Origin of the sequence: Enterococcus sp. OL5 (assembly GCF_006491895.1) — a bacterium.
GTDB classification, from domain to species: domain Bacteria; phylum Bacillota; class Bacilli; order Lactobacillales; family Enterococcaceae; genus Enterococcus_D; species Enterococcus_D innesii.
The window spans coordinates 1-14638 of sequence record NZ_VHIL01000031.1; the positions used below are offsets into that span (position 1 = coordinate 1).

Consider the following 14638-nt stretch of genomic DNA (forward strand, 5'->3'; position numbering starts at 1 on the left):
ATTAAGGTATGTAAGTAACTAGAAATCTAATGTATAGAAACTAAAATCTAAAAATCGATATCCATATCATATTTCACTACAAAAAAAGAGGATATATCCTCTTTTAACTTTAATGTTCCAACCTTTTTTTAAGGTAGTGGACACCTGCTTTAATGTTCCAACCTTTTTTTTAGGTAGTGGACACCTGCTTTAATGTTCCACCTTTTTTTTAAGGTAGTGGGACACTCATCTGTAACTTAATAATACACTATTGACTCATATATTTCAAGTATCTTATTTTCGTTAAATCGGATTTTAAATTCAATACTTCTTGAATGTATGCCTCAAACACATATATTGAGGAAATTTATAACTTTTAAGTTTCTGACCGCTTTCTCGTTCCCTTAATAGTTTTCTAAATATGAAAATCTCAACTATTTTTATTTATCATATTTTTCCTTTCATTTATAAGATTGGAAAAATATTCCGTTTGTTGTTTTGTCGTCAAAGAGCTTATTGCGTGATTAACTAATTTTTCTACAGCCTTTTCTCCGTATTCGCCTTTTATAAAATCTATAAACGGAATACTCGGCCTGTAAGCCCGTGCTAATACGGTCTGCGAATATTTAATCTCTCCTACTTCCAAATATCCTTTATCGAATAAACTTCGTATCACAACAGCAGCTGTATTCTTGTTCAATTCAGGCATTTTTTCTAATATCTCATGTTTAGTTAACGATTGATTGACATCATAAAGACTATAAAGAATTTGATATTCTGATTTACTCAATCCTAGCATAATAGTCCACCTTATCTTTTTAAGATTATTCTCTATTTGTAAAATATATAAATAACCGCCAGTAAAAATACGTATATGATAGTATCTAATATAATCCATTGTTTCCTGCCCTTAGTTGCTTTTGTAGAAAAGAAAAAACTTATACCATATAGGATTAAAAACAACGCTGATAATGAGTAACCATTCAACCACTTAGTTAAGGTTATATCTATCAGGATTAAAACTAGAGGTACCATATATAACCATGCATACCACTTTCTCAAATGGTATGGTAGCTTATTAAAATTTGAAGCCATTCATATATCTCCTTTTGAATAATATTCAAGTCTAATATATAATACATCACTAGTGTTGCATTAAAATTCTTACCTATTCCATGAAACGAAAAAATCCTTTATACTAGCACTTGGATGACTTATCCAAGACCAATAAAAAGGACTATAACATGGATAAGTATAAAACAAATTCTGCATTTAATAAATGGTTTTATGCCATAAAATTAGAAAATCTTTCTGTTTATTCAAAACAATTCATTCATGACTACAATTCGTATCGTAAAAAACTGTCTTTTGAAGCGGTGCTCAAGCTCTTTCTCTACGCAATCAATGAAGAAAAAGAAAGTTTACGTGATTTGAGTACGTCTCTGATCAACGAAGCCCTTCAAATAGAAATCGACGTGCCAACGATTAGTCATACCCAATGGTCTCGTGCTTTCAATGCACTTGAACCAAAAGTGTTCGAAGAAATTTTCCAACAGCTTTTGAAAAAGTCCAATACCAAATGAAACCAACCAAGCGAAATAGTCTGTATCTCATTGATTCTAGTACATTTTCTCTCAGCTTGAAGCGACACCAATGGGCGACCTTTCGAAAAACGAAGTCAGGGGTCAAGCTGCATTTGAATTACTGTTACATGGATGATAGCACCATGTATCCAACAGATTTCACATTGACCAACGCTCATGAACAGGATGTCAATCAGTTGCCTTTACTCGTGAATCAACCTGAAGCAACATATGTTTTTGATCGTGGTTACTTGGATTTTGAAAACATGGATCAAATGCATTGGGACGGGTATTTCTTCGTCACTCGTATCAAGAAAAACACCAAGGTTCATGTCATAGACACACTGGAAAAATCGTCAGAAGAAGAGGTTCTACGAGACGAACTGGTTCGTTTAGGTTCTAAAACTTATTTGACAGCTACCTTTCGACTAGTGACGGTTCAAGACAAAAGTGGACGTATCTTTCAATTCATTACTAATCGAATGGACGTTTCTTCGAAAGAAATTGCCGATATGTACCACGCTCGCTGGCAAATCGAATTGTTTTTCAAACACATCAAACAACACATGACCACTAAAACTTTCTTCTCTCAAAGTGAAAAAGATCGGTCACTTTTGGATTTCAGTTGAATAATCGATAAAAAATTTTCTGGAAAAAGTCATCCGCTGCGTCAGCACAGTTTCTTTTTTACAAATTCCAGAAAAACAAATTGACTGAAAATTCAAACATTATTTATGCAACACTAGTGATCTATTTTAATAAGAAAAGTCATAGTGTAAATAAAAAGAAGCTGTCACAAAAATCTTCTGATAGAATGATCAGAAAATGAAAGCCGAACGACTATTAACTGTCAATACAATAGTTAATAGTCGTTCGGCTTGTTTTCTCTAATATATTTTTTGGTCAACCTCTTTTTGTAGGAGAAATGGTAGGAAACCAGCCTATTTTTAATCAAAATCAAGCATTTTTGTCAGTTGAAAAGCCTTGATTTATAAGCATTCCCCATTCATATTATGTTGACTTTTTACTCCCTTTTCACCCAAGCGCTACATCCAGAATCATAATGATCACAAAGCCAAGCATTGTACCAAAGACGCCGAAATGTCGTCTAGTCGTCGAAGAGGCCTGCGCTTCAGGAATCAGCTCTTCCACAACAACATAAATCATCGCTCCTGCTGCAAAAGCTAACGCATAGGGTAAAATAATAGCGATCTTTGCAACAAGTATCGCTCCAATCACACCCGCGATTGGCTCCACGATCCCAGAGGCCTGTCCGTGAAAAAAAGCTTTGGAACGACTTAATCCCTCTTGCTGCAGCGGAATCGAAACAGCGGCCCCCTCTGGAAAATTTTGAATTCCGATTCCAATTGCTACTGACAATGCAGCTAAAATAGCTGCCTGAGGATTTTCAGCATTTGCAGCTGCACCAAACGCCACCCCAACGGCTAATCCCTCTGGAACATTGTGTAGCGTGATCGAAAAAACTAACAGTGCAATACCTTGAAACTTTCCACTATCCTCGCTATAATGCTAAGAGACCTCGGTCTACAAAGAATACATTTAAAGTGAGGAAAAGAATTGATTACAGTAAGTGACGCTAGTTTGCATTTTTCAGATCGCAAACTTTTTGATGATGTGAATATTAAGTTTACACCCGGAAATTGCTATGGTTTGATTGGTGCGAATGGTGCTGGTAAATCAACTTTTCTAAAAATTTTATCCGGCGAAATCCACCCTTCAACAGGCAATGTAACGCTAGGCCCTGATTAACGAATGGCTGTCCTAAAACAAAATCACTTTGACTATGAGGACTATCCAGTGATCGAAACTGTGATCATGGGACATAAACGCTTGTACGACGTGATGAAAGAAAAAGATGCTATTTATATGAAAGCCGGTTTCAGTGAGGAAGACGGTCTTCGTGCCGCTGAACTGGAAGGTGAATTTGCGGAGTTAAACGGGTGGGAAGCGGAGCCTGAAGCTGCCGTATTACTGCAGGGACTGAATATTCCGGAAGAATTACATCATGTCCACATGGGTGAGCTGACGGCAGGACAAAAGGTCAAGGACTTGCTGGCACAGGCTTTATTTGGTCAACCAGATGTCTTACTGCTGGATGAACCGACCAACGGGCTGGATATCCAATCGATTGCCTGGCTGGAAGAGTTTTTGATCAGCTTTGAAAATACAGTGATCGTCGTTTCACATGACCGGCACTTCCTGAACAAGGTCTGCACCCACATGGCTGATCTGGATTTTGGTAAAATCAAATTGTATGTCGGCAACTATGATTTTTGGCTGGAGTCCAGCCAACTTGCGACCAAGCTACAAGCACAGTCTAATGCTAAAAAAGAAGATCAAATCAAAGAATTACAGGAATTTATCGCACGCTTTTCAGCGAATGCTTCCAAATCAAAGCAAGCGACCTCCCGTAAAAAAATGCTGGATAAAATTACGCTGGATGATATTCAGCCTTCTTCCCGCCGCTATCCATTCGTTGGGTTTAAACCTGAACGTGAGATCGGCAATGATCTACTGCAGGTTGAAAACGTGAGCGTGACGATCGATGGTCGAAAAATTTTAGATAACATTTCCTTTACGCTGAATAAAGACGATAAGGTTGCTTTTATTGCGAACAATGATATTACAACAACGACTTTATTCAAAGTGATCATGGGCGAGCTGACACCTGATACCGGAACCGTCCGCTGGGGAGTTACAACAAGCCAGACCTATCTGCCGAAAGATCCTAGCGCTGAATTTGACAATGATCTGACGATTCTTGACTGGCTGCGTCAGTACGCAAGCAAGGAAGAGGATGATAATACCTTCTTGCGCAGCTTCCTAGGAAGAATGCTTTTCTCAGGCGACTAGGTTTTGAAAAAGGTCAATGTCCTTTCCGGTGGTGAAAAGGTACGCTGCATGCTTTCCAAAAACATGCTTTCTAAAGCGAATGTCTTAGTCTTGGATGACCCCACAAATCATTTAGATCTGGAATCTATTTCTGCTCTGAATGAGGGATTGATCGCTTTTTCCGGCGCTATTCTGTTTGCTTCACATGACCATCAGTTCATCCAGACTTTAGCTAACCGAATTCTCGTGGTTTCCGCCAACGGTGTGGTAGATCGGGCAGAAACTACTTATGATGAGTTTTTAGAAAATCCTGACCTACAAGCACGAGTTGCTGCGTTATACACCTAAGGAAACCGACTCACGCAGCTGTCTTGTACTTAGTTGAACGATAAAAAATACTCGAACGAAAACAGCGGTTTCTTCCTGTTTTCGTTCGAGTATTTTGCTTCTCTTCTCTGCCAGCTATGCCAATACTTTAAAGGCTAACGCTTCAAAATATTTTACTGCCGGAAATAATGCGCGATCATCTACTCTAAATTTGGGATGATGCAGCTCGTAGGGGCCACCCGAACCAATCATGACAAACGAGCCAGGAATTTTTTCTTGATAATACGCAAAGTCTTCACCAATCGCGGACTCTTTAATGATTCGGGTCGCAAAGCCTGCTTCTTCCGACGCTTTCAATGAGACCTCCGTCCATTTTTGATCATTGGTCACTGATGGGCAGCTGGCGTGCCAGATGAGTTCAATGCCAATTTCATTAGCCAGGGCAATGCCTTCTAGGGTGGCCCGGATCCGGTGCTCGACCTTCGTCCGATTTTCGGCGCTGAAATTACGGACCGTTCCTTCCAAATACGCGCGATCTGGAATCACATTCCAGGTTTCTCCGCTGTGCACTTGAGTAATACTTAAAACAGCGTGGGAATCTGGTGCCAGATTTCGACTGATGATTGGCTGAAAGGCTTGAATGATTTGCGCGATGACTACTAACGGATCAACTCCTTCATGAGGCTTTGCTCCATGTGCGCCGTTGCCTTTGATGTTGATCTCAAAGCGATCCACAGCTGCCGTCAGTTCTCCCACCTTTGTGCCCAGCGTTCCCACCGGCAGGGAGGGATCATTATGAAAACCAAAAATCGCTTCCACATCATTAAGCACGCCACTTTCGATGACCTTTGAGGCTCCTTGGGCGATTTCTTCAGCTGCTTGAAAAATAAGCAGAACTGTCCCATGTAGCTTCTCCTTTTGCTGATTCAATAAAATAGCCGCCCCTAAAATTACTGACGTATGAAAATCGTGTCCGCACGCATGCATTTTTCCATGAAACTCAGAAGCATAGGGGACTCCTGACTGTTCAACGATTGGCAAGGCATCAATGTCTGCCCGCAAAGCGATGACTGGTCCCTTCGTCGCTCCCTTGATTTTTGCCACTACACCTGTTTTTAAAGGTGTTTCAACAATCGGAATTCCATGATCCGTCAACACACGTCGAATGTCTGCGGTCGTTTGATATTCCTCAGTAGATAATTCTGGATGCTGATGCATCTTCCGACGGTAGTCAATTAAAAAATTTTCTAGTGCTTTTTCGTCTGTCACATTCTCGCTCCCTTTAATTGATGCTCTTTAAAAATTGATTCATTCGAGGATGCGTGGTTGCTGAAAGAACTTCCTCGGGGGTTCCTTCATGTAAGATTTGCCCATTTTCCATAAAAATCACGCGATTAGCTACTTCTTTAGCAAATTGCATTTCATGTGTCACAATAACCATTGTGGTTTCCTGTTTAGCCAACTCGCGAATCACCTGCAGTACCTCACCGACTAATTCCGGGTCCAACGCAGAGGTTGGTTCATCAAACAGCAACGCATCTGGATTTACCGCTAACGCTCGAGCAATACTAACACGCTGCTGCTGACCTCCAGATAAAGTGACTGGATACTGACTGGCCTGTTCGGATAAGCCCACTCGTTTCAGCAAGGAGTTTCCTAAAGCTTCTGCTTCATTTTTGGGCAGCTTTTTATTGGCGATCACTGATTCTGTCACATTTTCTAAGGCTGTTTTATTTCGAAACAAATTATAGTTTTGAAAAACCATCGCTGTTTGCTGCCGCAGCTGATGCTCCTCTTTTTTAGTATAGCTGTCTGTATTTAGTGAAACTGCCCCTATAGTGATTGTTCCCGTGTCAGGTTTTTCTAATAAATTCAAACATCTCAACAGTGTCGATTTTCCTGAGCCTGATGGACCAATAATGGCTACTACTTCCCCTTTTTGAAAGTCCAGAGAAATGTTTTCCAGTACTTGTTTCGAACCAAAACTCTTGTTTAATGCGTCTACTTTAATCACAACGTTTACCTCCTATACGGAACATTCAGCTTGGTCTCCAGCTGTCGCTGGAAAAAAGAATAGATGAGAATCAATCCCCAATACACCAGCCCTACGACTAAATAAGTCTCAAAGAAACGCAAGGAAGAGGCGGCAATCATTTTCCCTTCAGCAAATAACTCGGTAATTCCTAAGGTAAATGCCAGTGAGCTTTCCTTGATCAATGAAATAAAGGTATTCCCGGTTGCCGGCAACGCGTTGATGGCTGCTTGTGGCAGAATGATTCGTTTGTATATAGCACCCTTCTTCATCCCCACCGACAGACCGGCTTCCAATTGTCCTTTATCCACTGATTCCAACGCGGCACGAAAAATTTCCGCTAAATAAGAGCTTTCCTTGAGACTAAGACCAATAATCGCTGCTTGACTGGCTTCCAGATTGGACATGGCTGGAAACAGCTGCGGAAGACCATAATAAATAATGAACAGCTGCACCAGTGTCGGCATCCCTCGAAACAAAGAGACGTACAAGGAGGCGCCGGTCGCTAGTACTGAAACTGAACTGCGTTTCATAAAAGCGACAAGCAAGCCGATCAAGATGGCAAAAAACATCGAAATCACGGATAAAACAATTGTTACCGGCACAAATTTCAAGATAGCTGGAAGTACTTCAAGCATATACGATAAGCTAAAATTCATCCTGTCTCCCTACTCCTTTGTTTTGGTCGTTATATCTTCATCAAAGTACTTTTCAGATAAGGTTTTTAGTTCTCCTGATGCGCGCAGCTCTTCGATTTCTTTTGAAAATTCCTTCGCTAGCTTTTCCCCTTTTTCATTTTTAGCAAATGGAAAGCTGACGTCTTCGTAGGTCAATGGCTCGCCGACAAATTTTAGTGGCAGCTTACTTTTTTTGATTTCCGCTGCCAGAATTGGTCGTGAGTTGACATAGCCTTCTACCCGATTGTTGATAACATCTTGCTGGGCTCCGTCTCTGGTTTCATAGGTACGAATCGTGATTTCTTTATTCGTATCAAATTTTTCCAGATTTTTAACATTATTTGAGCCTAAAACACCAGAAACTGTTTTCCCTTTTAAGTCTTCAGGAGTATTGATGTCTTTGTTTTCAACGTTCGTTACAAGCTGTACACCATAAAAGCTGTACGGTTCAGCAAAGGTATATTTCTCTGCCCGTTCCGCAGTGATCGCTACTGCGTTGGCTACGGTATCCAAACGACCGCCTTCCAGTTGAGCCATCAGCCCGCTAAAATCTGTCGTAACCCATTCCACCTGATAGCCAAGCTGTTCTGCTATTTTTTCTGTTAGCTCAACATCAAAACCAACCAATTTGTTGTCTTCTTTGTATCCGTTCGGAAAGCTTTGACCTGTTGAACCAACTTTAATGACGGTTGCTTCTGCGGCGGTTGACGTACTGGATTCCGTTGACTGAGAAGCTGCTTGTTTGCCGCAAGCGCTCAGCAATACAACTCCTGCTAATGTAATAAATGCTATCTTTCTTTTTTTCATACTATTCTGCTCCTTTAAAAGTCTTTTCGATAAAAAATCGTGAGATGCTGTTTCCCAATCAGCTGTTTTTTTTCAATCTCATAAAAACCAAAGCGTTGATACATCGCATTCAACCATGGATGAGAAACGGCTGTTCCCAAGGTCACAAACGGTGTCCGCAGCTGTTTTTGTAAAATCTCCCATTCTACGGCCTGAAAAAGTTTGGTCCCATAGCCTTGTCCGCTGAAGTCAGGGTGCGTAGTGAAATGACCAATATGCGGCACTCCATAAGGACCGGGCTGTCCACTCCAAGGCATTCGCAATGAAAGAACACTGGTCAGGGATTCTTCAAACCAGCCGTAAGTGGGATGGGCTAAAAGCCAGGCTTCTGAATCTTCTGGACGATACTCCGCTGCTTCAAAGGAGACAGCAAACTGTTTGGTACGCTGATAGCCCTGATACAAAACCTCATGGTAGAAGGCCGCATCTTCGGTCGTTAATAGTCGTAAACTCATCCTTGCTCCTTCAATAGCTTCCGTTCTTTTAAGTGAGCGATGACCTGATCCACTTTTTCAGCAGCTAAACCAATGTAATCGTCGGCGACCAGCCAAGCCTCGATTTCCGCTTTTGTATAATTTTTGGCGATTTGCGGTTGTTCCAAGAGAATCTCTGCAAATAACCGTTGTTCCTCAAAGGCTTGCATCGCACATTCATACACAAGATGATGCGCTGTTTGTTTGCCCAGCTTTTTACCTACTTCAAACATGACTTTTTCTGAAAGCAACAAGCCTTGCTGGCGTTCAAGATTGGTTCGCATTCCAGCCTCATTGACCCGCAGATCTCCTAAGATCGCTTTTAAACTAGCTAATTGGGCGGATACGTAAATATTTATTTCTGGTAGCGCAATCCATTCCAAACGCCAGCTCATGGCGTCCCGTTCATGCTCTACATGCATCGATTCGTGGATCAGCGCAACACTTTTTAAAACGGCTGGTGTCAAGCTGGCCAAGCCTTCAAAAGCCGCTGGATTGCGTTTATGCGGCATGGTGGAGGAGCCGATCTTGCCTTTGGAGAAGCCTTCCTCCAGCTCATTGATTTCCGTCCGCATCAGATTGTAAAATTCATTGCCGATTTTGCCCAAGGTACCGCTGATCAGTGCCAGTACCGAAGCATATTCTGAAAACCGGTCTCTCGCTGATTGCCAGCTGATTGTCGGTACTCCCAGTTCAAGCAGCTCAAGAGTGCGCTTTTCAACTTCAATTCCCTGAGGCCCAAAGGAAGCGTAGGAGCCAATCGCACCGTTTAGATTTCCAACAAAGACACGGTCCTTCATTTCCAGCAGCCGCTCCAAATGACGACCAAACTCATCCAGCCAAACAGCAAGCTTATAGCCAAATGTCGTGGGCAGAGCTTGCATGCCATGAGTCCGCCCAACCATCGTCGTGTATTGATAGCTTTTGCTTGCTTTTGCCAATCGTTCAATAATGTCCTGAACCTCTTTTCGAATCAGAAGATACGATTGTTTCAACTGCAGCATTGCGCCTGTATCCACAATATCCTGCGTCGTAGCACCAAAATGGACATATTCACCCGCCGCTCCTGCTTCCTTTTGAATCGCGTTGATCGTTGCCATAAAAGAATGTTTGATTCTGGCTGCCTCGGCTGCAATATCTTCTACAGAATAATTGGTTGTGGTTTGCGTCGCTGCTTGGATTTTTTGCGCAGCTGCACTGGGAATGATCCCCAGCTCTCCCTCAGCTTGAGCTAACGCTCCTTCAATTTTCAAATGCTGCCGTAACCGATTGGTATCCTTCCATATTTCTCGCATTTCTGCTGTACCAAAGTTATTTTTCAGCATCACTAAGTCAATCACATGTGCGCCCATCTGTTTTGCCTCCATTTATTGTTTGTAGGAAGGAAAAAAGACTGTCTCCTTCTTCCTGCTCCATCCTTTTTATTTTTTCCTCGAGTGGCTTGGCCCACGGTCCACGGACATACGTCGTGAATTTTTTTCGTCTTTCTTTCTCCGTCAACGGATTACGAGGAGATCCTTTAGGATAGGTCACCTGTTGGGACAGCTTTCTTCCATCCGTTAAATTCACGGTGACCGTGACAAAAGGTTCGTCCGAAGATCCTTCCTGATACGTTCGCTGAACCTTTAACAACTGACGGCGCAGGGCAGACGATAATGCTTTGGATGAAAAAGCGTCTAAGGAATACTCTTGCCCCGTCAGCCCCAGCCACACGATATATTCAATTGAAAAACGGCCTTCTTCTCCGGTTTTTGGCTGACGGTTCTTCAACGCCTGATCCCGCCCCTTAAAAAAGAGAACCTCTACTCCAGCTATTTCGTCTTCACGCAAGCCTTCTTTTTGATGCAAGTATTCTGCAGCGTCCGCCCCGCTCATAGCTGCTGAACAAAAAGGATAGCTTTTTACCCACAAGCCCGGCTGATTCACTTGCCAGCTTTTTCCCCAGTCCTCCAGCAACGGTGCGACGTTCAGCTTGGGCGCATAAACAGCACGAAAGCCCCGATCCGCAAACAAAAAGTCTTTTTCTGCCGCCAAGCCTGCCTGCGCCATTGCCACTGCCTCCACCGCCTGCTTAGCTGCTAGACCCGCGTGTAGCGGTTTGATTGGGGTTCCAAACTGCATTTGCAATCCAGCGGCTTGACTAGCGGCAATACTCATGCTGTGCAAGGTTTGATCGACTGTCATTTGTTTCAAGTAGGCCAAGGCTCCCGCTGCTGCGAGACCGCCCAACGTACTAGTATTGTGCCAGCCCTGCAAATAATGATCCGGATTGACTGCCATGCCCAAGCGTGCCATGATCTCCAATCCTATTACATAGGACGCTAAAAATGCTTTGCCGGAATGATAGGGCAGCTCAGTAAGCAACGCTGAAAAAAGCACGGCACTGGGATGCCCTCTTACACTGCTGTGGGTATCGTCCAGATCTAAAAGATGCGCTCGAAATCCGTTGTGTAGAGCTGAAAAAGCCTTCGTTGCCAATCCTTTTTCACCTATTAATAAGCTAGTGCCCTCCAATTGTTCTTTATAAGCGGTTTTTAACTGTTCTGTCTCAAGACTCTGGGCAGCTAAAGAAACGGTGAGATAATCAAATAACGCTGCTTTGGCTATCTGAAGGCTCTTTTCAGATACTTGACTAGTTAAAAATTTTTGAACCAATCGTTGTGAATCCATTTTTCCCCTCTCTTTTAATGAAAAAACCTTCCAGAAATGTATTTCTGAAAGGATAACTACTACCTAGAATTTCCTTCACTGAATCCTGTTGCTAAGCTCCCGAAGCCTTGCCTGTTTTTTTTGTTCGTCTCAGATAGGCTCTTTCTTAAGAATACGGCTATTGGGATATTTCCATTTTTATTAGCAAAAGAATAGCTTTCTCGTTTCATAAAGTCAATGTTGCAAGCGATAGAAAATTAAAATCACTCTCATCTTTTTTTAATACTTTTAGGTCAGTAGACCTCTAAAATAGCGAAAAAGCAGAGAACTTAAAGTTTTTCTCGTTATAGTTAAAAACTTTCACCTTCCACAAAAAAAGAACGATAAACAAAAGCTTTTGAACGTGCTCTTGTTGAAAAAAATAACGCATGCTATAATTTACCGCAATAAATGAAGGGAGTTTAAGCTATGAGCAGACTAGTTGAACAGGTGCCTCCTGGAAAAGCCGTTAAAGGCGCCTTAGTGGTCGGTCAGCGAGCAGGAGGCGAAGAAATCTCTATCATCTATCACATCCTTCGCGGCCTCAATCCCGGGCCGACTGTGTGGTTTAATGGAGCAATCCATGGGGATGAATTGAACGGTCCCATCGCTTTATTGCAGCTAAGTCAAAAGCTGCAGCCCGAACAAATTTCCGGAACGATCATTCTGACCCCGGTTTCGAACCCGCTGGCTTTTGCTGCTAGACAAAAAAATACCCCGCACGACTTACTGGATCTGGACCAGCAATTTCCGGGAGATCCTGAAGGGACACTCTCCCAGCGAATAGCTTATCAGCTATTCCATGTATTTGGCACAGCAGCAGATTATATCGTTGATAGTCACACCGTTGGTCATGATTACTTTGGTCAGCCCTATACCGTCACTAAGAAGATTCGTCAGGACTTGCAGCCAGCATTTGAGCAGGCACAAAAATTAGCAGAAATTTTTGGCGGTGCCTTTCATTGTTCGCTAGACTTTTCGGAGAATCTAAATGAAGTGCCGGGCAATGTCTATGGCTTTTTGGACGTGCAGGCTCAACTGCAGGGCAAGGTTGCCTTTATGGTTGAATTAGGTGCCGGCGGGATCCATCAGCCAGATGCCGTTCGTTTTGCTTTAGAAGGCTATCAGCGACTCCTCGTTGATTTAAAGCTGCTGTCCAGCAAAAAGAACCCGCCAGCATCAAAACTGCCAGCAATTTCCATAAAGAAAAGATATTATTTATATGCGAATACAGCTGGCTTTTTAACGTTTTCTGTTCAAGCCGGTGACTTTGTCAAAAAAGGGACTCTCTTAGCTGAAGTCACCGACTTGTATGGTCAAAAAACAGCTTATCGGGCAATGCACGATGCGTTTGTTCTAATCAATCGGAACAATGCCGTCGTAGAAACCGGCGATCGTCTCTTTTTCTTAGGAGAAAGCTGGAACGACGCCAATGGAGGAAAAAAATGAAAAGAAACTGGTTGCCAATCGCGGCTTGTTTACTGTTTCTAAGCGCTTGCGGAACGTCCGCAAAAACAACCGAAACAAGGACAGCCGATACTTCAGAAAAAACACTGACAGTAACAACCGCCGGGCTGCACTTTCCTTGGAATTATAAGGAAAAAGACAATACACTGACTGGATATGATGTCGAGGTCACCACAGCTGTCGCTGAAAAATTAGGCTATCAGATCGATTGGGTCACGACGGATTTTTCAAGTCAAATGGCTCAATTAGAAGCTGGTCGGGCAGATGCTGTTGCTGAGCATGTCGCTATCACAGAAAAGCGTAAAGAAACCTATCAGTTCTCACGACCCTATGCGTATCCTGATATTGAATTAATGGTAACAAAAGACAGTACTCTAAAAGAGCTGACAGATTTGAAGGGTAAAAAAGTGGCCGTTGCCTTAGGCTCTTTTTACGAAGACTATATTCGCTCTCACAATCCTGAAGGAGACATCGAGGTCGTCACCTATGAAGACACCAGCGGGATTCCGAATGATATCAGCTATGGCCGGGTAGATGCGTATCTAAACGATAAAATCAGTGGAGAAGAAAAAATCAAACAGTCTGGCTTAGCGCTCAAAATGACGGGAGTCAGTATTTTTCAAGCTGAATTTGCCTATCCCTTCCCAAAAACAGAGCAGGGAACAGCCTTACTCAAGCAATTTGATCAGGCACTTGAAGAGCTAAAAGCAGACGGAACGCTCAAGAAGCTCTCAGAAAAATATTTTTCTGAAGATCTTTCAACGAAATCCTGACGTAAAAAAAAAGACGAGTCAACTGATATGCTCCCCCTATATAGGACACTGAAATATAAAGTGGCTTATATAGGGGGAGTTTGTATGTCTAGAGGAAAAATGAAATTAAGTTCAGAAGAACGGCTAGCTTTTGTAGAAAGAGCTTTAAAAAATGAAGCTAGCATAAACAGCCTGGCCAAAGAAGCACAAGTAAGTTTCAGTACGATAGAAAGGTGGATCACTCTTTATGAGAATGAAGGACCCACAGGTTTACTCCCTACAAAAAGGAATCAATCATACTCAACAGAGTTGTTGTTAGCCGTCATCATAGCTACAAGTAAGGTACCTTCAGTAAATGGTTTCGGCGGCTGCGTCTCTTTCGCCACGCTTTTAACATATGCTTGAATCGCTTCACCGATTATCACAGCTGGTAATGTTTGGCTCTCTTCATTATTCTTAATTCAACGGCCAGTTTTCGATAGCCTTTTAAATAGTTGTACCGTTGTTTTGATTCTTGCTAGATCTTTAACGTATACTGCTAACCCTTTTGTCATTGTCATTCCTCATTTCCTAGATCATATTTGCATAAAAACAAGTAAATATCCACCCGTGAAACGGGTGGCTTTTTAACAGCCCTAGAAGGGCTCACCACTCGCTAGCCCCTTAAAAGGGGCTTTTTAAATGACCACCAACCGCTCACAGCCCTATCTCTCTTTAACTATTTAAATGGATCTACATACTCTTGTTTACTTATACTATCTCTTATTCGATCATCTGCTTCTTGTTCTCGAATATATTTTTCCATTGTTTTTTGATTTAACCCAACCGTACTCACGTAGTATCCTTTGGACCAAAAGCTTTTATTCCCATACTTATATTTCAAATTCGCATGTTTTTCATGGATTAAGGTTGCACTTCGTCCTTTTAAGTAGCCCATAAAACTAGAAATACTAATCTTTGG

At 42.2% G+C, this 14638-nt stretch carries 13 protein-coding genes and 3 pseudogenes; 6 read left to right on the top strand and 10 right to left on the bottom strand.

Going from position 1 to position 14638, the window contains the following annotated elements:
• Positions 1-409: 409 nt before the first annotated feature.
• Entirely contained in the window at positions 410-877 is a 468-nt protein-coding gene (locus FJU10_RS18545) for a MarR family transcriptional regulator (protein ID WP_223273150.1), read from the bottom strand.
• 346 nt (positions 878-1223) lie between these two features.
• Between FJU10_RS18545 and FJU10_RS19605 the strand changes: the two genes are divergently transcribed.
• Together FJU10_RS19605 and FJU10_RS19610 are read left to right on the top strand one after the other, a co-directional pair.
• Positions 1224-1562, top strand: coding sequence for a hypothetical protein (locus tag FJU10_RS19605; RefSeq protein ID WP_223273151.1), 339 nt, complete (start codon positions 1224-1226; stop codon positions 1560-1562).
• Positions 1559-2191, top strand: coding sequence for an IS4 family transposase (locus tag FJU10_RS19610; RefSeq protein ID WP_223273152.1), 633 nt, complete (start codon positions 1559-1561; stop codon positions 2189-2191). The genes FJU10_RS19605 and FJU10_RS19610 overlap by 4 nt, the downstream gene beginning before the upstream one ends.
• Before the next feature lie 406 nt (positions 2192-2597).
• On the opposite strand, the pseudogene FJU10_RS18555 reads toward FJU10_RS19610, so the two are convergent.
• Positions 2598-3053, bottom strand: a pseudogene (locus tag FJU10_RS18555) (ZIP family metal transporter); the annotation flags it as partial.
• A gap of 87 nt (positions 3054-3140) precedes the next feature.
• Between FJU10_RS18555 and FJU10_RS18560 the strand changes: the two are divergent.
• Positions 3141-4763, top strand: a pseudogene (locus FJU10_RS18560) (ABC-F family ATP-binding cassette domain-containing protein).
• A gap of 114 nt (positions 4764-4877) precedes the next feature.
• Here FJU10_RS18560 and FJU10_RS18565 read toward each other — a convergent pair.
• Genes FJU10_RS18565 through FJU10_RS18595 form a run of 7 tightly spaced genes read right to left on the bottom strand, consistent with a single transcriptional unit; the run spans position 4878 to position 11440 of the window.
• Complete coding sequence (locus tag FJU10_RS18565) at positions 4878-6011, bottom strand: amidohydrolase (RefSeq protein ID WP_140966684.1); 1134 nt, start codon at positions 6009-6011, stop codon at positions 4878-4880.
• A gap of 13 nt (positions 6012-6024) precedes the next feature.
• Positions 6025-6756 (bottom strand): amino acid ABC transporter ATP-binding protein, encoded by a 732-nt coding sequence (locus FJU10_RS18570; protein ID WP_140966685.1) that lies wholly within the window; start codon positions 6754-6756, stop codon positions 6025-6027.
• 5 nt (positions 6757-6761) lie between these two features.
• Complete coding sequence (locus tag FJU10_RS18575) at positions 6762-7433, bottom strand: amino acid ABC transporter permease (protein WP_140966686.1); 672 nt, start codon at positions 7431-7433, stop codon at positions 6762-6764.
• A gap of 9 nt (positions 7434-7442) precedes the next feature.
• Complete coding sequence (locus FJU10_RS18580) at positions 7443-8258, bottom strand: amino acid ABC transporter substrate-binding protein (protein WP_140966687.1); 816 nt, start codon at positions 8256-8258, stop codon at positions 7443-7445.
• Between the two features lie 14 nt (positions 8259-8272).
• Positions 8273-8752: a GNAT family N-acetyltransferase gene (locus FJU10_RS18585; protein WP_140966688.1), complete on the bottom strand. Its 480-nt coding sequence runs from the start codon at positions 8750-8752 to the stop codon at positions 8273-8275.
• Complete coding sequence (gene purB / locus FJU10_RS18590; RefSeq protein ID WP_140966689.1) at positions 8749-10122, bottom strand: adenylosuccinate lyase; 1374 nt, start codon at positions 10120-10122, stop codon at positions 8749-8751. Before purB ends, FJU10_RS18585 begins: the two co-directional genes overlap by 4 nt.
• On the bottom strand, positions 10103-11440 hold the full coding sequence (locus FJU10_RS18595; RefSeq protein WP_140966690.1) for an MmgE/PrpD family protein: 1338 nt from the start codon (positions 11438-11440) through the stop codon (positions 10103-10105). The genes purB and FJU10_RS18595 overlap by 20 nt, the downstream gene beginning before the upstream one ends.
• Before the next feature lie 447 nt (positions 11441-11887).
• On the opposite strand from FJU10_RS18595, the gene FJU10_RS18600 reads away from it, so the two are divergent.
• From FJU10_RS18600 to FJU10_RS19915, 3 genes and pseudogenes are all read left to right on the top strand, one after another.
• A complete protein-coding gene (locus FJU10_RS18600) occupies positions 11888-12907 on the top strand; it encodes a succinylglutamate desuccinylase/aspartoacylase family protein (RefSeq protein ID WP_140966691.1) in 1020 nt (339 codons plus the stop codon).
• A complete protein-coding gene (locus FJU10_RS18605; protein ID WP_140966692.1) occupies positions 12904-13698 on the top strand; it encodes a transporter substrate-binding domain-containing protein in 795 nt (264 codons plus the stop codon). The genes FJU10_RS18600 and FJU10_RS18605 overlap by 4 nt, the downstream gene beginning before the upstream one ends.
• Positions 13699-13797: 99 nt before the next feature.
• Positions 13798-13953, top strand: a pseudogene (locus FJU10_RS19915) (helix-turn-helix domain-containing protein); the annotation flags it as partial.
• Positions 13954-14395: 442 nt separating this feature from the next.
• Here FJU10_RS19915 and tnpA read toward each other — a convergent pair.
• Positions 14396-14638 (bottom strand): IS200/IS605 family transposase (gene tnpA / locus FJU10_RS18620; protein ID WP_140965665.1); only part of this gene is annotated, 243 nt, incomplete at its 5' end.